Here is a 20,869-nt window from a genome sequence, read left to right as displayed (position 1 = left end):
AGCGGCTCTGGCCGCTCTTTTTTATTGGTGCGCTGGAGTTTGGCGGCAAAAGGCAGCCGAATTTCACGGCGTGATAAACTCAATGCCCTGATCAAAATCCTGTCCATCCATGTCCGGCAATACATTTGGCACTTTATTTACCGTTACTTCTTTTGGTGAGTCGCATGGCCCGGCGATCGGCTGCGTGGTTGATGGCTGTCCGCCGGGGCTGGCTCTTTGCGAGGCCGATATCCAGGCCGAGCTGGATCGCCGTAAGCCCGGCACGTCTCGCCATGTGACGCAGCGCCGCGAGCCGGATACCGTCGAGATACTCTCCGGTGTCTTTGAGGGCAAGACGACGGGCACGCCGATTGGTCTGCTGATCCGTAATCAGGACCAGCGCAGCAAGGATTACGGCAACATTGCCGATACTTTTCGTCCTGGTCATGCCGACTATGCCTATACGCAGAAGTACGGTTTTCGTGACTATCGCGGGGGCGGTCGTTCGTCGGCCCGCGAGACGGCAGTGCGTGTGGCGGCCGGGGCGATTGCCCGCAAGTGGCTGAACGAACGCTTTGGGGTGACGATTCGCGGTTGGATGAGCGCGCTTGGTCCGATTGAGATTCCCTTTGTTTCGGCTGAGCATATCGACGACAACGCCTTCTTTGCGCCGAATTCCGCCATCGTGCCGGAACTGGAAACCTATATGGACAACCTGCGCAAGTCGCTGGATTCCGTGGGTGCCAAGATTACTGTGACCGCCATCGGCGTGCCGCCAGGCTGGGGTGAGCCGGTGTACGACCGGCTCGATGCCGAGATCGCCTACGCGATGATGGGCATCAATGCCGTCAAGGGCGTCGAAGTCGGTGCAGGTTTTGATTCAGTGGCCCAGAAAGGCAGCGAGCACGGCGACGAAATGACGCCGCAGGGCTTCGCGACCAATCATGCCGGCGGTGTGCTCGGCGGCATTTCAACGGGTCAGGACATCATCGTCAATATGGCGATCAAGCCGACTTCGTCAATTGCTCAGGCGCGGCACTCGATCAATCGGCAGGGTGAGGCTATTGAAGTGGCGACAGAAGGTCGCCACGACCCCTGTGTCGGCATCCGTGCGACGCCGATTGCCGAAGCCATGCTGGCCCTGGTGCTGATGGATCACGCCTTGCGTCACCGCGCCCAGTGCGGTGATGTGGTATGCGCGACACCGCGCATTGCCGGGAAAATCGCGTAATATTTCTGTTTTTGCCGCGTTGGCGGCAGGTCAATGCAATAGGGAGAGAAAATATGCAAGTTGATCACCACGATCTGTATCAGGAGTTTCCGGAATTCAAGGACGGGATTGATGCGCTCAAGTCCGGCAACGCCTATTTTGCCCGGCAGTTCGCTTCCTATAACCGTCTGACCGGCAAGGTCGAGGATCTGGAAGAGCACGACATGCCGGTTGCTGACTTCACCATCGAAGACATGAAGAAGCAGCGCGTCAAACTGAAGGATGAGATCTACCATCTGCTGCTCGCCTTTCGCGCCGGCCAGCAATCCGTCAAGGCCTGATAGCGCCTTTGCCTGACGCTGCATCCGGTAAAATCGCCGGATGCATGCTTTGCCTTACTGGCGCCTCTCGGGCTACTACTTTTTCTACTTCGCCTTCATCGGCGCGTTCTCGCCCTACTTTGGGCTCTATCTCCAATCCCTGAGTTTTTCTGCCTGGGACATCGGTCTGCTGATGTCGCAGATGCAGTTGATGCGCTTGTTTGGCCCCAATCTGTGGGGCTGGCTGGCTGATCGTTTTGGTCAGCGCGTGGCGATCATTCGCTTGGCGGGTGCCATCGGACTGGCTGGTTTCACCGCATTTTTCTGGCTCGACAAATTGCCCGCCATGCTGGTTGCGATGGCTGTATTGGCATTCTTCTGGAGCGCAGCGCTCCCATTGGTCGAGACGCTGACTTTTGACCATCTGCGTGAAGAACGCGGTCGTTACAGTCGCATTCGTCTGTGGGGTTCAATCGGTTTCATCGCCGCCGTCATGGCGACGGGGGCTTTGCTCGACGTGGCGCCGCCGGTTGCTGTGCTCTGGGTGTGCTGGGTGATCCTGGTTGGCATCCTGGTCTATGCGCTGACCTTGCCGGAGGCGCCACCAATCCCGCATGCCCGGGACGCCCAGCCGATTGGCGACATTCTCCGACAGCCCAAGGTCGTGGCGCTGATGGCGGCTTGTTTTGCCATGTCGGCGGCGCACGGGGCGTTCTATGTTTTCTACTCGATCCACCTCGATGCCCATGGCTACTCGAAGACAGAGGTTGGCTTGCTCTGGTCGCTCGGCGTGGTGGCGGAAATTATTGTTTTCATGTTCATGGCCCGCCTGTCGAAACATTTTTCATTGCGGACCATTTTGCTCGCCTGCTTTGCCGCAGCAGTCATACGGTTCTTGTTGATGGGCTGGGGCGTCGAGTCTGCAGCGGTCATGGTCTTCGTCCAGTTGCTGCATGGCCTGACCTTTGGCGCCTATCACGCGTCCTCGATTGCCGCCGTCAATCAATGGTTTCCAGGCAAGGCTCAGGGGCGCGGGCAGGCGCTTTATTCCAGCTTGTCCTTTGGTGCCGGTGGCCTGCTTGGTGCCTTGATCAGCGGGCGAACCTGGGAGTGGCTGGGGTCGGGCTGGACTTTTACGCTTGGCTCGGTATTCGCACTGATTGGTTTGATTTTGATCTGGGGCTGGGTTGGCGGCAATGCGGTACTCGAAGCCTCGGAACGGGAAAAAACCAGCGATCCTGTGCAATAATTCAATGCTTTACGGCTCACTAAAAGTTCCATGTCGAAGACCCTTTACGACAAGCTCTGGGAGAACCACGTTGTGCATCAGGAAGCTGATGGCACGGCGCTTCTCTACATCGATCGTCACCTCATCCACGAAGTGACCAGCCCGCAGGCTTTCGAAGGCCTGAAGCTGGCTGGCCGCAAGCCGTGGCGCGTTTCCTCCATTGTCTCGACGCCGGATCACAATACGCCGACCGATCATTGGGACGAAGGCATCAAGGATCCGATTTCCCGTCAACAGGTGGAAACGCTGGATGCCAACATCCGCGAGGTCGGTGCCTTGGCCTATTTCCCGTTCAAGGATCCGCGCATGGGCATCCTCCATGTCGTCGGCCCGGAAAACGGTGCCACCTTGCCCGGCATGACGGTCGTTTGCGGCGACTCACATACGTCGACGCATGGTGCGTTTGCCTGCATGGCGCATGGTATCGGCACTTCCGAGGTCGAGCATGTGCTGGCCACCCAGTGCCTGCTGCAGAAGCGCTCCAAGACCATGCTGGTCGCTGTCGAAGGCAAGCTCGGCAAGGGCGTGACCGCCAAGGATGTGGCGCTGGCCATTATCGGCACCATCGGCACGGCCGGTGGCACGGGCTACGCCATCGAATTCGGCGGTAGCGCCATCCGTGGCCTGAGCATGGAAGGTCGCATGACCTTGTGCAACATGGCCATCGAAGGCGGTGCACGTCTGGGCTTTGTGGCGGTCGACGACACGACGATTAATTACCTCAAGGGACGTCCTTTCTCGCCGGTCGGCGAGAGCTGGGACCGTGCCGTCGCCTACTGGCGCACCCTGCATTCCGATCCCGGCGCCCAGTTCGACCGCGTTGTCACGCTGAAGGCCGAAGACATTCGCCCGCAGGTGACCTGGGGTACTTCACCTGAGATGGTTGTTTCGGTGGATGCCGTGGTGCCCGATCCGGCCAAGGAAGTTGATTCGGTCAAGCGCGAGGGGATGGAGCGGGCGCTGCAGTACATGGGCTTGAATCCCAATACGCCAATCAATCAGATTGCTGTCGACAAGATTTTCATTGGCTCCTGTACCAATTCCCGCATTGAAGATCTGCGTGAAGCCGCATCGGTACTCAAGGGACGTCATGTCGCCGCCAACATCAAGCTGGCACTGGCTGTGCCAGGTTCCGGTCTGGTCAAGCGCCAGGCCGAGGCAGAGGGTCTGGACAAGGTCTTCGTGGCGGCCGGTTTCGAATGGCGTGAGCCGGGTTGCTCGATGTGTCTGGCGATGAATGCCGACCGTCTGGAGCCGGGCGAACGTTGTGCCTCGACCTCCAACCGGAACTTCGAGGGCCGTCAGGGCCCGGGTGGTCGTACTCATCTGGTCAGCCCGGCGATGGCGGCGGCGGCGGCGATTGCCGGTCGTTTTGCGGATGTCCGGGACGTCCTGTAATCGGTGATGGTCATGCGTTCGATTTCAATTTTGCTGCTGGCTCTGGTCTTTGCCGGGTGCAACACCGCGCAAGGCGTCAAGAAAGACGTGGCGATCGGTGCCGAGAAGACCGGTGAGGCTCTCCAGAAAGGTGGAGAGGCGGTAGGCGGTGCGTTGAACAAGACTGGCGAAGTGGTCGGCGAGACCCTGAAGAAGGGTGGCGAGGCCGTGCAGAAGGTGGTGAATTAATGGAAAAGTTTGTGCGTCTGGAAGGTCTGGTTGCTCCGCTCGACCGTAGTAACGTCGATACCGATGCAATCATTCCGAAGCAGTTCCTGAAGTCGATCAAGCGTTCAGGCTTTGGCCCGAATGCTTTCGATGAATGGCGCTACATGGATGTCGGTCAACCCGGACAGGATAATTCCGGCCGGCCGAAGAACCCGAATTTCGTGCTCAACCAGCCGCGTTATCAGGGCGCCGAGGTGCTGCTGACGCGTGCTAATTTCGGTTGTGGCAGTTCGCGCGAGCATGCTCCGTGGGCGCTGCTCGATTTCGGTTTCAAGGCAATCATCGCCGAGTCTTTTGCCGATATCTTTTTCAACAACTGTTTCAAGAATGGCATCCTGCCGATCGTGCTGCCAGCCACCGAAATTGAAGCGCTGTTCAAGCAGGTCGAGGCGACGCCGGGCTACAAGCTGGTGGTCGATCTCGCAGCTCAGGCGGTGGTTCGTCCGGACGGGCATGGTATCCCGTTCCAGATTGACGCTTTCCGTAAGGAATGCCTGCTCAATGGCTGGGACGACATTGGCCTGACCCTGCGTCACGCCGAAAAAATCCGTGAATTCGAGGCCAAGCGCCGTGTTGATCAGCCCTGGCTGTTCTCCTGACAAGGAATAAAGATGAAGATTTGTGTTCTGCCGGGTGACGGCATCGGTCCTGAAATTACCGCCCAGGCGGTGCGTGTGCTGAATTCTCTCGATCTGAAGTTCGAGATGGAAGAGGCTTTGCTGGGCGGTGGTGCGGTTGATGCGACCGGTACGCCTTACCCTGAAGCGACGCAAAAGCTGGCCCGCGCCGCTGACGCAGTGCTGCTCGGTGCCGTTGGTGGCCCGAAATGGGATACGCTGCCGCGCGAGCAGCGCCCGGAGCGTGGTCTGCTGGGCATCCGCAAGGACCTGAACCTGTTCGCCAACCTGCGTCCGGCCATTCTTTACCCGGAACTGGCGAACGCCTCGACGCTGAAGCCGGAAGTCGTTGCCGGGCTGGACATCCTGATCATCCGAGAACTGACTGGCGATATTTACTTCGGCCAGCCGCGCGGCGTGCGTGAGGAAAACGGCGAACGCGTCGGCTTCAACACCATGGTCTATAGCGAGTCGGAAATCCGCCGGATTGGCCATGTCGCCTTCCAGGCAGCTCAGAAGCGCGGCAAGAAGCTGTGCTCGGTCGACAAGATGAATGTGTTGGAATGCACTCAGCTTTGGCGTGACGTGATGATCGAAATTGCTCACGATTACCCGGACGTTGAACTCAGCCACATGCTGGTCGACAACGCCGCCATGCAACTGGTCAAGGCGCCGAAGCAGTTTGACGTGATGGTCACCGGCAACATGTTCGGCGACATCCTGTCCGATGAAGCCTCGATGCTGACTGGTTCGATCGGCATGCTGCCGTCGGCTTCGCTGGATGACAAGAACAAGGGGCTTTACGAACCGTCGCACGGTTCGGCGCCGGATATCGCTGGTCAGGGCATCGCCAATCCGCTGGCGACGATCCTGTCGGCCGCCATGATGTTGCGCTATACGTTTGGTCTCGAAGAGCAGGCACTTCGTGTCGAAAACGCAGTCAAAAAGGTTTTGGCGCAGGGTTATCGTACGGGTGATATCTACGAGCGTGGCACGAACAAGGTCGGTACCAGGGAAATGGGCGACGCCGTGCTGGCGGCGCTGTAAAAAGAGCACAGATTTTTCACGGAGAGTGATGTCATGAAGAAGGTTGGTCTGGTTGGTTGGCGCGGTATGGTTGGTTCGGTCCTCATGCAGCGCATGGTGGAAGAGGGCGACTTCGCCCACATCGATCCGGTGTATTTTTCGACCTCTGCCGCTGGTGGCAAGGCGCCGGTATTCGGCGGCAAGGAAGCTTCCCTGCCGTTGCAGGATGCATCTTCGATCGACGCCCTGAAAGCTTGCGAAATCATCATCACCTGCCAAGGCGGTGATTACACCAAGGAAGTCTTCCCGAAGCTGCGTGCTGCCGGCTGGAACGGTCACTGGATTGATGCCGCCTCGGCGCTGCGCATGGCCGATGACGCCGTGATCGTGCTCGACCCGGTCAACATGAACGTGATCAAGGACTCGCTGGCCAAGGGCGGCAAGAACTGGATCGGCGGCAACTGCACGGTTTCCCTGATGCTGATGGGCCTCGGCGGCCTGTTCCAGAATGACCTGATCGAATGGGCGACGTCCATGACCTATCAGGCCGCTTCCGGTGCTGGCGCGCAGAACATGCGTGAACTGATCTCCCAGATGGGGGCTATCCATTCATCAGTGGCCGATCTGCTGGCTGATCCGGCTTCGGCCATTCTCGATATCGATCGCAAGGTGGCCGAAACCATTCGTTCGGATGCCTTCCCGAAGAAGAACTTCCGCAATACCCCGCTGGCTGGTTCCCTGATTCCGTGGATCGATGTGCCGGTTGATGGTGGGCAGTCCAAGGAAGAGTGGAAGGGCGGCGCTGAATGCAACAAGATTCTCGGTCGTCCGGCTTTCCGTTCGCCGGGTTCGATTCCGATCGACGGCCTGTGTGTGCGTATCGGAGCCATGCGTTGTCATAGCCAGGCGCTGACCATCAAGCTGAAGAAGGATGTGCCGCTGGACGAAATCAGCGACATGCTGGCCAAGGCCAATCCGTGGGCCAAGGTGGTGCCGAACGATCGCGAAATCTCCGAGCGCGAACTAACGCCTGCTGCCGTGACCGGCACGCTGACCGTACCGGTCGGCCGTCTGCACAAGATGGCGATGGGTCCGGAATACCTGGCCGCCTTTACCTGCGGTGACCAACTGCTGTGGGGCGCTGCCGAGCCGCTGCGTCGCATGCTGCGCATCCTGCTCGACGCCTGATTGCTCTTTCTGGGCAAAAAAACCGGGGCTTCGACCCCGGTTTTTTATTTGTTGGGAATATGCAAAAAGGCAACTGATTAGAAGTCGGTTTAGCTTGCATTGCTAAATACATGATGTTAATTTGAAAGTCCCAAATTCCACACTCAGGGTTTCGCTGTGAACGAAACTAATCACACCAAGTTCAAAAAGCGTGCGGCAGCCCTTGCCGTCGCATCATGCATGTCGCTTGCCCCATGGTTTGCCGAGGCCGCTGGGCTAGGCAAATTGACCGTGCTATCGGCGTTGGGGCAGCCCCTGCGGGCTGAGCTCGATATCGGGGCCACCAAGGATGAGTTGGCCGGGATGACCGCTCGTCTTGCGCCGCAGGATGCTTTCAAGCAGGCTGGGGTAGATTTCGCCACTGTCCTCCTTGATCTGCGTTTTGCGGTTGAAAAACGTGCCAACGGACAATCCGTGGTCAAGGTGTCATCGGCCAAACCGATCAACGAGCCTTTCCTCGATTTTCTTGTCGAGTTGAACTGGCCGGCCGGTCGCCTTGTCCGGGAATATACCTTCCTGCTTGATCCTCCGGAAATAGCCGCCACTCAGGCGTCACGCCCGGTTGCGGAGGCGCGGATTGTCGAAACGGTGCGCGGTGGCGGTGCGGCCGATGACAGGCCGGCACCCGTCAGGGCGGCGGCGCGTCCGGCACCTGCGCCAAAGGTGGCGGCCGAGCCGAAGACAGCCACGGAAAACAACGGAACCCGGGTTGTTCGACAGGGTGAAACGCTGCGCAAGATTGCCGACGAATCAAAATACGACGGTGTGTCACTCGAGCAGATGCTGATTGGCTTGTTCCAGAGCAATCCGGATGCCTTTATCGGACAGAACGTCAATCGCCTGAAGTCAGGCGCCATTTTGAATATTCCGGAAAAATCTGCGGTTGAGGCGGTTTCTCCGGCTGAAGCCAAGAAGATTTATGTCGCTCAGGCGGCTGACTGGAATGCCTATCGCCAGAAGTTGGCAGCATCCACCGCCAAGACGCCAGCCAAGGATGAAAGTGCTGGTGCCCAGGCCAGCTCCGGCAAGATCACTGCCAAGGTAGAAGAAAAGACTGCCCCTGCCGAGCAGTCCAAGGATCAGGTCAAGGTGGCGCGCACCGATGCGGCAGCCAAGGGGGCGGCGGCAGCGAAGGCTGCTGAAGCTGCCGACCAGGTTGCCAAGGACAAAGCCCTCAAGGAAGCGCAGGATCGGATGGCGGTCCTCGAAAAGAACGTCAATGAGTTGCAGAAGCTTCTGGAAATGAAGAACCAGAAGCTGGCCGAACTCCAGCAGCCGGTCAAAAAAGAGGAGCCGAAGGCGCCTGAAGTGGTAAAACCGGTCGAGCCGCCGAAGCCCGTCGAGGCAGCCAAAGCAGCGCCTAAAGTCGAGGAGGCACCGAAGCCGGTTGAGCCGCCGAAGGTGGTCGAGGAGACCAAGCCTGTCGAGCCGGCCAAGCCCGCAGAGGTCAAACCCGTTGAGCCACCGAAGGTCGAAGAAAAACCGAAAGCGGTAACCCCGCCGCCGGCTCCAGTGCCCGCACCGGCTGTCGAGGAGGAATCGTTGCTTGATGATCCGCTTCCTCTGCTTGGTGGCGGGGGCATTCTGGCGCTACTGGCGGGCTATTTCCTGCTCAAGCGGCGCCGCACCCAAAGTTCTGCGCTTGAAACAACAGCCGCGCCGATGCCATCCAGCCTCGGTCCCAACTCAGTCTTCCGCATGACCGGTGGGCAGAGTGTCGATACAGGTAATACGCCGCCGCAAACTGGTGAATTCAGCCAGACCGGGCCGGGGACCATTGATACCGATGAAGTTGATCCGGTAGCCGAAGCTGATGTCTATATGGCGTATGGCCGCGATACCCAGGCTGAGGAAATTCTCCTTGAAGCGCTTCAGAAGGATCCGCAGCGGACAGCGATTCACGCCAAACTGCTTGAAATCTATGCCAACCGGCGCAGTCTGAAGCAGTTCGAAACGCTGGCCAGCGAGTTGTATGCGCAGACGGCTGGTATCGGGCCGGACTGGGAAAAGGTTGCTGCTTTGGGGATGGGGCTTGATCCAAATAATCCCTTGTACTCCAATTCGCGTAAGTCGGAGGCTGGTGATGCAACGATGGTTGTTGCCCCGGTCGCGGCACTCGGTCTGTCGGAGGCGATGCCGGAAGAGTTGCCTCTGATTCCTGAAGAGCCAGAAGCTTTGCCGGAGATCGGCTTGCCTGATGATTTCGAGCGGGACACGATGGTCTTGCCGAAAGCGACAGATATCCCAAGCGAGCCCGTCGCAGAAGTTCCTGCGGTTGCTGACATCTCCTTGGGTTCTAATGCCATGACGCTCGATTTCGATCTGGGCGAACAGACTGTTGCTCCGGCGATCAAGGCTGCGGCTGAAGCGCCGGCCGATGAAGCGCTGAATCTCGATGCGGTAATTGGCACTGATTCCAATGCACTGGATTTCGACCTCGGCAGTGAAGAGCCTGTACCCGAGATTGTTGCGACAGTGGTTGATCAGCAAGGGGCATTCGACAATCTCGAAGCTGACGTTGATTTTGGCTTTGATGTTGTCGAGCCGCCAGCAGTTTCTTCACCGGACTTTTCTCCGGAGGGGACGCTGGTCATGCCGTCGGCTACCGACAATGAAGATCTCGACGTTGGATTGGGCACCTGGGTTGGTGCCGATGGTGAGCCGGGTATCACGACGAACGAAGAGCCGTCAGCTGAGGCACCTGCAATCGGTGGCGGGGTGGTGGATACCGATACGCTGATGTCCCAGACAATCGTCAATCCGCTGGCCGGAACCGATACCCTGGTTAGTGCCGATATTCTGAATTTTGGCAGTGAAAACGATAATCCTGCGCTGTCCAGCACGGTGGTCAATCCAGGTCTTGTCGATGCCGACTCGCTTGAGTTCGATGTCAAGTTGACCGATTCCATGTTCCTTGGGGAGCCGATGGTCCCGCCTGATTTCGATATCGGTTCGATCAACCTGGATTTGTCCGCCGAGCCGGCCGCGGTGCCAGTTGAAACGGCAGCCGCTGAGGAGGCGCCGGCTGATGATGTGGCTCCGCGCGATGCTCAGTGGGAAGAGGTTAATACCAAGCTTGATCTGGCCAAGGCCTATGAAGAAATGGGCGATCTCGAAGGGGCGCGCGAGCTTCTGCAGGAAGTGGTTGGCGAAGGCTCGGTTGATCTGGTTGAGCAGGCACGTACGATACTCGGCCGAATAGGCGGGTAAAATTCAGGCTTGTGATCGGCACATGGCCCCGCAAGGGGCTGTGTGCATTTTGGGAGCCCGGTTTGCATCCTGCTTGTGCATTGATCGTCTGGCTGGCTGCTGTTCTGGGCTTACAGTTTGTCGGATACGCCGGCTTGGCGTTTTTGTGGCTTGGGGTTTTTGTGCTGGCGCCGGCTTCGCTGGGTCGCTGGCTGGCATATGTGCGCCGGGCTCGCTGGTTGCTGCTGACGCTGTGGCTGATTCTGGCCTACAACACGCCGGGTGAGGCATGGCAGGACTGGCCGTGGGCGCCAACCTACGAGGGGATCGCCGAAGCCAGCTTGCAGGCGGCTCGACTGCTGATCATGCTGGCCTGTCTGGCCTGGCTTTTTGTCAATGCTGACCGCGATGGAATGGTCGGTGGATTGTGGTACTTGCTAAAACCTTTCCGTACGCTGGGGCTGGATATCGAGCGTTTGGTGGTTCGTTTGTCGCTGGTTCTCGAAAATCTGCAAACGGTTCCAGAAAAGGGGGCATGGCGGCGAATGCTGGCGGTCGACGCTGTGCTGGCCGGCGGACCTGAGGTGCTTCATCTGAAAGTTTTGCCCTGGTCCGGTCGGGACGCTGTTGTGCTTGGGATGGCGGTTATCGGCTTGATGGGAGCGGTATTGTTGTGAGAATTGCGCTGGGGATTGAATACTGCGGTACCGCATTCCATGGCTGGCAGAGTCAGGCTGGCGGCGGAACGGTGCAGGATGCGCTGGAAGCCGCCTTGCGCGGGATTGCGGGTGGGCCGGTCGGTGTGCTCTGCGCGGGGCGGACCGACGCGGGGGTTCACGCAACGCATCAAGTTGTCCATTTCGATACTTTGGTTGAGCGTCCGCTGACCGCGTGGGTTCGTGGTGTCAATTCGCATCTGCCGGAAGGCGTGGCCGTGCGCTGGGCGCAGCCGGTGGCCGCAGAATTTCACGCCCGTTTCAGTGCCCGAGGTCGGCGCTATCGCTATCTGCTGCTCAACCGTCCGCAACGTCCCGGCTTGTGGCAGGGGCGGGTGGGCTGGTTTCACTGGCCGCTGGATTTGGCTGTGATGCAGGCGGCTAGCGCACGACTGCTCGGTGAGCACGATTTTTCTGCCTTCCGGGCGGCAGACTGTCAGGCCAAGTCGCCGATCAAGACCATGTCACGCGCAGAGGTGCGCCAATGCGGCAACATGTTTGTTTTTGATTTCGAGGCCAGCGCCTTCCTGCATCACATGGTTCGCAATCTGGTCGGTACCCTGGTCTATATCGGCAAAGGGACGCAGTCACCAAGTTGGGTCGATGAATTGTTGCAAATGAAGGATCGCAAGCTGGCGGCGCCGACGTTTTCGCCGGATGGCCTGTATTTTCGCGGCCCGGTTTACGAGCCGCATTGGGGATTGCCTGACCCCGATGATGATTTTCTCGACGGGATGTTGAAATGAAGACCCGAATCAAGATTTGCGGATTGACTCGTGAAGAGGATGTCGATGCGGCGGTGGCGGTAGGTGCCGATGCGATCGGATTTGTCTTTTATCCACCGAGCCCGCGCTATGTGACGCCGCAGCGGGCAGCCGAGCTGGCCAGGCGAATCCCGCCGTTCGTCGATGTCGTCGGCCTGTTTGTCAATGAAACGCCCGAGCTTGTTCAGGCTGCCTGCGGTGCCCTGCCGATCAACATCTTGCAGTTTCACGGCGACGAAGATACGGCGTATTGTCGCCAGTTCTCCCGCCCCTATCTGCGGGCGGCCCGGGTGAGGCCGGGGCTTGATCTGGTAGAATTCGCCAGCTCGTTCTCCGATTCCCGGGGGCTGTTACTGGATGCCTTTGTCGAGGGCTACGGTGGCGGTGGTCATGTCTTCGACTGGACGCTGATTCCGCCTGACCTGCCCGGCTATCTGGTGCTTTCAGGCGGTTTGACCGCGGACAATGTCGGTGATGCCGTGCGGCGCGTGCGCCCGGTGGCGGTCGACGTGTCTTCCGGAGTCGAAATGAGCAAGGGAATCAAGGATCACTCGAAAATCGCTGCCTTCGTGGCGGCAGTACGGAAAGCTGATGAGTCAATATAACTTCCCCGACGCCAAGGGCCATTTCGGCCCCTACGGTGGCGTTTTCGTGGCCGAGACGCTGTTTGGCGCGCTTGATGAACTGAAGGCTGCCTACGAGGCTGCACAGGCCGACCCGGCTTTTCGGGCCGAATACGAATACGAGCTGAAGCATTTCGTCGGCCGGCCGTCGCCGATATACCACGCCAAGCGCTGGTCGGAAATGCTCGGCGGCGCCCAGATTTACCTGAAGCGCGAAGACCTGAATCATACCGGCGCCCACAAGGTGAATAACTGCATCGGCCAGGCCATGCTCGCCAAACGCATGGGCAAGCCGCGTGTCATCGCCGAAACCGGCGCCGGCCAGCACGGGGTCGCCACCGCGACGGTTGCTGCCCGCTACGGCATGGAATGCGTGGTCTACATGGGTAGCGAGGACGTCAAGCGTCAAGCCGCCAACGTCTATCGCATGAAATTGCTCGGCGCCACCGTCGTCCCGGTCGAGTCCGGCTCGAAGACGCTGAAGGACGCGTTGAACGAAGCGATGCGCGACTGGGTGACCAACATCCACAACACCTTCTACATCATCGGCACGGTGGCTGGTCCGCACCCGTACCCGATGCTGGTGCGCGATTTCCAGAAGATCATCGGCGAAGAATGTCTGGTTCAGATGCCGGAAATGACCGGCCGCCAGCCGGATGCCGTTATTGCCTGCGTCGGCGGTGGTTCCAACGCCATGGGCATCTTCTACCCGTACATCAATGTCGAGGGCGTTCGTCTGATTGGCGTCGAAGCCGCTGGTGACGGCATGGAAACCGGTCGCCACTCTGCCTCGCTGACGGCGGGCGTGCCCGGCGTACTGCACGGCAACCGCACCTATCTGCTGCAGGATGAAGATGGCCAGATCATCGAGACGCATTCGGTGTCGGCCGGTCTGGACTACCCGGGCGTCGGCCCGGAACACGCCTGGCTGAAGGATTTGGGCCGTGCTGAGTACCAGCCGGTCACCGACAGTGAAGCGCTGGCTGCCTTCCATACCCTGTGCCGCATCGAAGGCATCATCCCGGCACTCGAATCCAGCCACGCGCTGGCCTATGCTGCCAAGCTGGCGCCGACCTTGGCCAAGGACAAGATTTTGCTGGTCAACCTCTCCGGTCGGGGTGACAAGGACATGCATACCGTGGCCGAAAAATCCGGGATCGTTTTCTGATGTCGCGCATCAAGTCCGCTTTTGACCGCCTCAATGGCGAAGGCCGCAAGGCGCTGATTCCCTTCATCACTGCCGGTGATCCGGATGTCGCCTTGACCCTGCCGCTGATGCATACCTTGGTTGAAGCCGGCGCCGATGTCATCGAACTGGGTGTCCCGTTCTCCGATCCGATGGCCGATGGCCCGACCATTCAGCGTGCTTCCGAGCGCGCACTGGCCAAGGGGATGACGCTGCGCAAGGTGCTGCAACTTGTGGTTGAGTTTCGCAAGACTGATGGCAAGACACCCGTTGTGCTGATGGGGTACGCCAACCCGATTGAAGCGATGGGTCTGGAGCAGTTCGCCGCCGCCGCCGCTCAGGCTGGCGTCGATGGCGTGCTGGTTGTGGACTACCCGCCGGAGGAGGCAGCCGCCTTTGGTGCCGCCATGAAGGCGCAGGGCATGGATCCGATCTTCCTGCTGGCCCCGACCTCATCGGCCGAGCGCATTGCGCATGTTGCCGAAATCGCCAGTGGTTACGTCTATTACGTCTCGCTGGCCGGGGTGACCGGTTCCGGCGCGCTGAACGTCGAAGCGGTGGCCGAGCGCTTGCCGCTGATCCGCGAAAAGACCGGTCTGCCGGTAGGCGTTGGTTTTGGCATCCGCGATGCGGCAACTGCAGCGCGCATCGCCGCTATTGCCGATGCCGTGGTCGTCGGCAGCCGGATTATCGAAGAAATTGAAAAATCGACGGCTGAAACAGCCTGCGCCAATGTGAAAACCCTGGTCGCAGACATTCGCCGTGGTGTCGATGAGGTGAAAAAATGAGCTGGCTGACCAAACTACTGCCCCCGAAGATCAAGCGTGAACAAGGCCCCCAGCGCCGCGGCAACCTGCCGGAAGGTTTGTGGAGCAAGTGTCCGTCCTGCGAGGCGGTGCTTTACGCCACCGATCTGGAAAATAATCTGCAGGTCTGCCCCAAGTGCGGCCATCACAATCGCCTGAACTCACGCCAGCGGCTGGATCTGCTGCTCGATTCGGAAGGTCGTTTCGAGATTGGCGCTGAGGTTCTGCCGGTCGATAGCCTGAAATTCAAGGATTCCAAGAAGTACCCGGATCGCCTGATGGAAGCCAATGAGTCCACGGGCGAGAGCGATTCGCTGGTTGTGCTGCAAGGTGCCATCAAGACCATGCCGGTTGTTGCGGCGGCTTTTGAGTTCGACTTCATGGGTGGCTCGATGGGCTCGGTGCTCGGCGAGCGCTTCGTCCGTGGCGTGCAGGCTGCGGTCGAACAGAAAACGCCCTTTATCTGCATTACCGCCTCCGGTGGGGCGCGGATGCAGGAAGGTCTGTTCTCGCTGATGCAAATGGCCAAGACGACGGCTGCACTGACCAAGCTTTCTGCGGCTGGCCTGCCTTTCATCTCCATTCTGACCGACCCTACCATGGGCGGCGTTTCCGCGTCCTTCGCCTTTGTCGGCGATGTGGTGATTGCCGAACCGAAGGCGCTGATCGGCTTTGCCGGCCCGCGTGTGATCGAACAGACCGTGCGCGAAACACTGCCGGAAGGCTTCCAGCGCTCAGAGTTCATCCTGGAAAAGGGCGCCATCGACATGATCGTCGATCGTCGCGAACTGCGCGATCAGGTCGCCCGCGTTCTGGCCCTGCTGCAAAAATTGCCGGCTGCCGCTTGAAAGCCGAGTGGCTAGGATCGAGTTTGCCAGCCCCGCTGGCGTGTGCGCTTGCCTGCTTGATCCTGAATCCCAACGACTCAATCCTCAATGAATTTAACTGACTGGTTAGCCCATCTCGAAGGTCTGCACCCGAAAGGTCAGGCCGGCATCGAACTGGGCCTCGATCGCATTCGGCTGGTCAAGGATGCGCTTGGACAGACGCAGCATTGTCCGGTGATCATCGTTGGTGGCACCAATGGCAAGGGGTCGACCTGCGCCTATCTGGAAACCATCATCGATCGCGCCGGTTACAAGGTGGGTTGTTACACCTCGCCGCATTTGCTCGCCTATAACGAACGCGTTCGCCTGAATGGCCGGTCGGCCAGCGATGAAGCGCTGTGTGCGGCATTTGCCCGTGTCGAGGCGGCGCGTCAGCAGGCTGGCGATGTCGCGCTGACCTATTTTGAGTTCGGTACGCTGGCGGCCTGGGAGGTCTTTGCCGAGGCCGGCGTTGAAGCGGCGATTCTCGAAGTCGGCCTGGGCGGTCGCCTGGACGCGGTCAATGCCTACGAGCCGGACGTCTCCATCGTGACGACCGTGGCGCTCGACCACATGGATTGGCTGGGGCCAGACCGCGAATCGATCGGTTTCGAGAAGGCGGGCATTTTCCGCGCCGGCAAACCGGCCTTGTGTGCCGACCCGCAGCCGCCACAAAGCCTGCTCGATCATGCAGCGGCCATTGGCGCCGATCTGCGCCTGATCGGTCGCGATTTCGGTTTCGAGCGACCGAGTGCCGAAACCAACGAAAACCGACTGCAATGGCGTTGGTGGTGTCGTTCCGGCACGCAGTTGATAAAACGCGCCCTGGCTTATCCCGGCCTGCGCGGCCCGACGCAGCTTTACAACGCGGCGGTGGCCCTGGCGGCACTGGATGCCATTGCCGACAAATTGCCAGTGACCATGCAGGCCATCCGTCCCGGGTTGATCGAAACCGAATTGAATGGTCGCTTCCAGGTTATTCCGGGCAAACCGGCCATCGTTCTGGATGTTGGCCACAATCCGCAGGCGATTCGTGTGCTGGCCGACAATTTGTCGAGCATGGGGTTCTTCGACAAAACTTTTGCCGTCGTCGGCATGCTCAGCGACAAGGACATCGCCGGCGCGCTGGCGCCGCTCAAGGGTAAGGTCGATGTCTGGCATCTGGCGACCCTGGGTGGCCCGCGCGGTACCGCCGCTGAAAAATTGGCCGGCATCATCGCCGATACCGGGCTGGGTGGCGAGGTGGTTTGCCATCCTTCGCCGCAGGAGGCCTTGCAGGCAGCCAAGGGTCAGGCTGCTGAAAGTGATAGAATTCTGGCCTTTGGATCTTTCTATACGGTGGCCGGCGCGCTTGAAGCGCTTCGGAAAAAGCCCTGATCATGGACGACAACGACGCCCAGTTGCACCTCAAGAAACGCGCCCGCCGCCGTCTGGTCGGGGCGGTTTTCTTCGTTTCCGTGGTGGCCGTAGTGCTGCCCATGGTGATGGATCACGAGCCACGCCAGACGGTGCAGGATGTCGAAATCCGCATTCCCGGTCAGGAAGAAAAGCCGTTTGCCCCCAAGTTTGCTGCTGCACCGGTCGAGAAACCGGCGGCCAGGCCCGCCGAGCTGCCTGCAGAAAAGGCGCCGGCCGTCGTAGCGCCTGAAGTCAAGCCGACGGCCCGTGTGCTCGAGGTCGTCAAGGCGGATGACAAGCCAGCAGAAAAACCTGTTGAAAAGCCAGCACTGAAAACTGAAAAGGCCCCGGAAAAACCAGCTGCCAAGCCGGCTGAGAAACCCGCCGAAAAGGCCGCTGAAAAGCCCAAGGCCGATGATGCCAAGCGGGCAGCGGCGATTCTGGCCGGACAGACGGCTGAAGCCAAGCCGGCAGCCAAGGGCGGCGAATATCTGGTGTTGATCGGTGCTTTCTCCAATGAGGCGAACGTCAAGACGCTGAAGGCCAAGTTGACGGAGCAGGGCATCAAGACTTTCAGCGAACCGCTCGATACGCCGCAGGGCAAGAAAACCCGCGTTCGGGCCGGCCCCTTCGCCAGTCGCGAAGCCGCCGACAAGGCGCTTGAGAAAATGCAGCGTATCGGTGTGTCCGGAGTCGTTGCTGCCAAACCATGACGGGATTTGACTACGTTGCGATCGGCATCGTCGGCGTGTCACTGGTTTTTGGCTTGTGGCGTGGCGTGGTGGGCGAGATTATCGCGTTGGTCGCCTGGGTGCTGGCGATCTTCGCTGCCGTGGAGTTCGGGGCTGTGGTTGGACGGACGGCGTTCGCCGGCTTGTCCGATCCGGCATTGCGAACGTTGGCGGGTTGTGTGGTGATATTTGTCGGTGTGCTGATCGTCATGGCCTTGTTCAGGATGGCGGTGCGCAGCATGGTCAAGGCGCTGGGCCTGTCCGTGTCGGACCGTATTCTCGGCATGCTCTTCGGCCTGGTCCGTGGTGTGCTGGTATGCATGGTGCTGGTCGGGCTGGGGGGCATGACCTCGGCGCCGATGCAGGCTTGGTGGCGGGATGCGACCTTGTCGCCGCCTTTGGAAACCGTCGTCCTGGCAGCCAAACCCTGGTTGCCGGACGATTTGGCAAAACGAATTCGATTTAGCTAGGCAGGAAATACTATGTGCGGGATTCTGGGTGTAATGGCGACAACGCCGGTCAATCAGCTGCTTTACGATGGTCTGATGGTGCTTCAGCATCGTGGCCAGGATGCAGCTGGTATTGCGACGGCGGAAGGCAACACCTTTCACCTGCACAAGGGGCCAGGGCTGGTGCGCGACGTATTCCGCACCCGCAACATGCGCGCGCTGCCGGGCAATTGCGGCATTGGCCACGTGCGTTACCCGACCGCCGGGTCAGCCTACAACTTCGCCGAGTCGCAGCCCTTTTACGTCAATTCGCCGTTTGGCCTGGTGCTTGGTCACAACGGCAACCTGACCAATGCCGAGCAGCTGAAGGGCGAGATGTTCCGCCTCGATCGCCGGCACATCAATACCAACTCTGACTCCGAAGTGCTGCTCAACGTGTTGGCCCATGAGCTTCAGTCGTCGGCACATGGCTACGAGCTCGACGTCGATGCCATCTTCCAGGCGGTTGGCGGCGTGCATCGTCGCTGCCGTGGCGCTTACGCCGTCGTGGTGCTGATTGCCGGCTACGGCCTGCTCGCTTTCCGCGATCCGCATGGTATTCGTCCGCTGATCTACGGCCAGAACGAGACGCCGGAAGGCATGGAATATCTTGTTTCTTCCGAGTCCGTTGCCCTCGACACCCTTGGTTTCAAGATGGTGCGCGACATCGAGCCGGGTGAGGCGATCTTCATCGACTTCAATCATCAGTTGCATAGCCGCCAGTGCGCTCAGCAGCCGATGTATGCCCCGTGTATCTTCGAGTATGTTTATCTGGCCCGGCCGGATACCGTGATCGACGGCGTTTCGGTTTACGAAGCGCGTCTGGCCATGGGCGAACTGCTGGCCGAGAAGGTCAAGAAGCATATTCAGATCGAGGATATCGACGTCGTCATCCCGATTCCCGATTCCAGCCGCCCATCGGCCATGCAACTGGCGCAGGTGCTCAACATTCCGTTCCGTGAAGGCTTCGTCAAGAATCGCTATGTCGGCCGGACTTTCATCATGCCGGGTCAGGCGATGCGCAAGAAATCGGTGCGCCAGAAACTGAACACCGTCGGCCAGGAGTTCAAGGGCAAGCGCGTTCTGCTGGTTGACGACTCCATTGTTCGCGGTACGACCAGCCACGAAATCGTTGAAATGGCGCGTGCGGCTGGTGCCGTCAAGGTCTATTTCGCTTCGGCGGCGCCACCGGTGCGCTTCCCGAATGTTTATGGCATTGATATGCCGACCCGTTCCGAACTGATCGCGACCGGCCGGACTGATGCCCAGATTGCTGCCGAAATTGGTGCCGATGCCCTGGTTTATCAGGATCTCGACGCGCTGAAGCAGTCGATTACCAACCTGCGGGCCGACCTGACGGTCTTCGATGCTTCCTGTTTCGATGGCTGCTACATCACCGGCGATATCGATGACTATTACCTCGATGCGGTCGAAGGCAAGCGTGGCGGCAAGCCGGTTAAGAGCGATGACGACGGCGATGGCCGCTCCTCGCAGCAGATGGTGCTGGGCCTGGCGAATGGTGGGCAGGAGTAATGGCTGTGCAGCCTGACTACCGTCCGGAAACGCTGGCGGTTCGTGCCGGTCAGGAACGTAGCCAGTTCGGCGAGCATTCCGAAGCCTTGTACCTGACGTCCAGTTTCGTCTTCAAGAGCGCGGCGCAAGCGGCAAAGCGTTTCTCCGGTGAAGAGGAGGGCAACGTTTACGCACGCTTCTCCAATCCGACCGTCACCATGTTCGAGGAGCGCCTGGCTGCACTGGAAGGCGCTGAGGACTGCGTGGCCACGGCGAGCGGCATGTCGGCGATCATGGCTGCCGTGCTGGCGCATCTGAAACAGGGCGATCACATCGTTGCCTCGAACAGCCTGTTCGGTGCGACGGTGCAGTTGTTCAACAACATCCTGTCGCGGACCGGCATCACGACCACCTTCGTGTCGCATACCGATCCAGCGGCCTGGGCTGCGGCGATCCGCCCGGAAACGAAGCTGTTTTTCCTGGAAACGCCGTCCAATCCGCTGACCGAAATTGCCGATATTCGGGCGCTGGTCGCCATTGCCCACGCCAAGGGCATCCTGGTCGCCGTCGACAACTGTTTCTGCACGCCCATCCTGCAGCGGCCGCTTGATCTCGGTGCCGATCTGGTGATCCATTCGGCCACCAAGTTCCTGGACGGCCAAGGGCGCGTACTGGGCGGTGCCGTCTGCGGCCCGAAGAAGCTGACTGAAGAAGTCTTCAAATACCTGCGCACGGCGGGTCCGACCTTGTCGGCCTTCAATGCCTGGGTGCTGCTCAAAGGGCTGGAAACCCTGAAGTTGCGTGTCGAGGCGCAGTCTGCCAATGCCGCTAAGCTGGCGGCCTGGCTGGAAGCGCATCCGAAAGTGGCGCGTGTTTTCTATCCCGGTCTGCCGTCGCATCCGCAGCACGAACTGGCCAAGACCCAGCAAAAATCCGGTGGCGCCATCGTTGCCTTCGAAGTGAAGGGCACGCGCGAACAAGCCTGGCAGGTCATCGACAATTGCCGCCTGCTCTCCATTACCGCCAATCTTGGCGATACCAAGACCACCATCACCCATCCCGCCTCGACCACGCATGGCCGCATTTCCCCGGAAGCCCGGGCCGCGGCCGGCATCAATGAAGGGCTGCTGCGCATTGCCGTTGGCCTTGAAGCGGTTGAGGACCTGCAGGCCGACCTCGAACGGGGCCTGGCCCTGATCTGATCGGCTGAATTTTCACGCGCCGACAGCGAGGGGGCGCAAACAACCGGAGCAGGGTA

The 20,869-nt window shown here is 59.8% G+C and carries 20 protein-coding genes; all 20 read left to right on the top strand.

Annotated features, from left to right (window positions below):
• Nucleotides 1–109 precede the first annotated feature (109 nt).
• The 20 genes from aroC (at nt 110) to KI617_RS14775 (ending at nt 20,813) form a co-directional block, all read left to right on the top strand.
• Complete coding sequence (gene aroC, locus KI617_RS14875; RefSeq protein WP_226447559.1) at nt 110–1,210, top strand: chorismate synthase; 1,101 nt, start codon at nt 110–112, stop codon at nt 1,208–1,210.
• 53 nt (nt 1,211–1,263) lie between these two features.
• Nucleotides 1,264–1,530, top strand: a complete 267-nt coding sequence (locus KI617_RS14870) for a YdcH family protein (protein WP_226447557.1) — start codon at nt 1,264–1,266, stop codon at nt 1,528–1,530.
• Nucleotides 1,531–1,570: 40 nt separating this feature from the next.
• Nucleotides 1,571–2,758 (top strand): MFS transporter, encoded by a 1,188-nt coding sequence (locus KI617_RS14865; protein WP_226447555.1) that lies wholly within the window; start codon nt 1,571–1,573, stop codon nt 2,756–2,758.
• Nucleotides 2,759–2,788: 30 nt separating this feature from the next.
• On the top strand, nt 2,789–4,195 hold the full coding sequence (gene leuC, locus KI617_RS14860) for a 3-isopropylmalate dehydratase large subunit (protein WP_226447553.1): 1,407 nt from the start codon (nt 2,789–2,791) through the stop codon (nt 4,193–4,195).
• A gap of 12 nt (nt 4,196–4,207) precedes the next feature.
• Nucleotides 4,208–4,423, top strand: coding sequence for an entericidin EcnAB (locus tag KI617_RS14855; RefSeq protein WP_011286627.1), 216 nt, complete (start codon nt 4,208–4,210; stop codon nt 4,421–4,423).
• Complete coding sequence (gene leuD, locus KI617_RS14850; RefSeq protein WP_226447551.1) at nt 4,423–5,061, top strand: 3-isopropylmalate dehydratase small subunit; 639 nt, start codon at nt 4,423–4,425, stop codon at nt 5,059–5,061. The genes KI617_RS14855 and leuD overlap by 1 nt, the downstream gene beginning before the upstream one ends.
• A gap of 12 nt (nt 5,062–5,073) precedes the next feature.
• Nucleotides 5,074–6,126 (top strand): 3-isopropylmalate dehydrogenase, encoded by a 1,053-nt coding sequence (gene leuB, locus KI617_RS14845; RefSeq protein ID WP_226447549.1) that lies wholly within the window; start codon nt 5,074–5,076, stop codon nt 6,124–6,126.
• Nucleotides 6,127–6,159: 33 nt separating this feature from the next.
• Complete coding sequence (gene asd / locus KI617_RS14840; protein ID WP_226447547.1) at nt 6,160–7,293, top strand: aspartate-semialdehyde dehydrogenase; 1,134 nt, start codon at nt 6,160–6,162, stop codon at nt 7,291–7,293.
• A gap of 219 nt (nt 7,294–7,512) precedes the next feature.
• Nucleotides 7,513–10,542, top strand: coding sequence for a FimV/HubP family polar landmark protein (locus KI617_RS14835; RefSeq protein WP_226447545.1), 3,030 nt, complete (start codon nt 7,513–7,515; stop codon nt 10,540–10,542).
• Nucleotides 10,543–10,553: 11 nt separating this feature from the next.
• Nucleotides 10,554–11,198, top strand: coding sequence for a CbiQ family ECF transporter T component (locus KI617_RS14830; protein ID WP_226447543.1), 645 nt, complete (start codon nt 10,554–10,556; stop codon nt 11,196–11,198).
• A complete protein-coding gene (truA, locus tag KI617_RS14825; protein ID WP_226447541.1) occupies nt 11,195–11,983 on the top strand; it encodes a tRNA pseudouridine(38-40) synthase TruA in 789 nt (262 codons plus the stop codon). Before KI617_RS14830 ends, truA begins: the two co-directional genes overlap by 4 nt.
• Entirely contained in the window at nt 11,980–12,606 is a 627-nt protein-coding gene (locus KI617_RS14820) for a phosphoribosylanthranilate isomerase (RefSeq protein WP_226447539.1), read from the top strand. Before truA ends, KI617_RS14820 begins: the two co-directional genes overlap by 4 nt.
• The gene (gene trpB / locus KI617_RS14815; protein ID WP_226447537.1) at nt 12,593–13,792 is read left to right on the top strand and encodes a tryptophan synthase subunit beta; all 1,200 of its coding nucleotides are present in this window, start codon (nt 12,593–12,595) and stop codon (nt 13,790–13,792) included. Before KI617_RS14820 ends, trpB begins: the two co-directional genes overlap by 14 nt.
• Nucleotides 13,792–14,598, top strand: a complete 807-nt coding sequence (trpA, locus tag KI617_RS14810; protein WP_226447535.1) for a tryptophan synthase subunit alpha — start codon at nt 13,792–13,794, stop codon at nt 14,596–14,598. Before trpB ends, trpA begins: the two co-directional genes overlap by 1 nt.
• Nucleotides 14,595–15,464 carry an acetyl-CoA carboxylase, carboxyltransferase subunit beta gene (gene accD, locus KI617_RS14805; RefSeq protein ID WP_226447533.1) on the top strand — a complete coding sequence of 290 codons (870 nt, stop codon included), beginning with the start codon at nt 14,595–14,597 and terminating at the stop codon, nt 15,462–15,464. The genes trpA and accD overlap by 4 nt, the downstream gene beginning before the upstream one ends.
• Before the next feature lie 87 nt (nt 15,465–15,551).
• Complete coding sequence (folC, locus tag KI617_RS14800) at nt 15,552–16,859, top strand: bifunctional tetrahydrofolate synthase/dihydrofolate synthase (RefSeq protein ID WP_226447531.1); 1,308 nt, start codon at nt 15,552–15,554, stop codon at nt 16,857–16,859.
• A 2-nt stretch (nt 16,860–16,861) separates the two neighbouring features.
• Entirely contained in the window at nt 16,862–17,593 is a 732-nt protein-coding gene (locus KI617_RS20405; RefSeq protein ID WP_264180017.1) for an SPOR domain-containing protein, read from the top strand.
• Entirely contained in the window at nt 17,590–18,081 is a 492-nt protein-coding gene (locus KI617_RS14785) for a CvpA family protein (protein ID WP_226447530.1), read from the top strand. The genes KI617_RS20405 and KI617_RS14785 overlap by 4 nt, the downstream gene beginning before the upstream one ends.
• 12 nt (nt 18,082–18,093) lie before the next feature.
• Complete coding sequence (purF, locus tag KI617_RS14780; RefSeq protein WP_226447528.1) at nt 18,094–19,632, top strand: amidophosphoribosyltransferase; 1,539 nt, start codon at nt 18,094–18,096, stop codon at nt 19,630–19,632.
• Nucleotides 19,632–20,813, top strand: coding sequence for an O-succinylhomoserine sulfhydrylase (locus KI617_RS14775; RefSeq protein ID WP_226447526.1), 1,182 nt, complete (start codon nt 19,632–19,634; stop codon nt 20,811–20,813). The genes purF and KI617_RS14775 overlap by 1 nt, the downstream gene beginning before the upstream one ends.
• The last annotated feature ends 56 nt before the right edge of the window (nt 20,814–20,869 follow it).

The sequence above is a fragment of the Ferribacterium limneticum genome, assembly GCF_020510625.1.
GTDB classification, from domain to species: Bacteria; Pseudomonadota; Gammaproteobacteria; order Burkholderiales; family Rhodocyclaceae; genus Azonexus; species Azonexus limneticus_A.
Note: the sequence above shows the minus strand (reverse complement) of the source record. Positions and strands in the feature narration are given on the sequence as shown.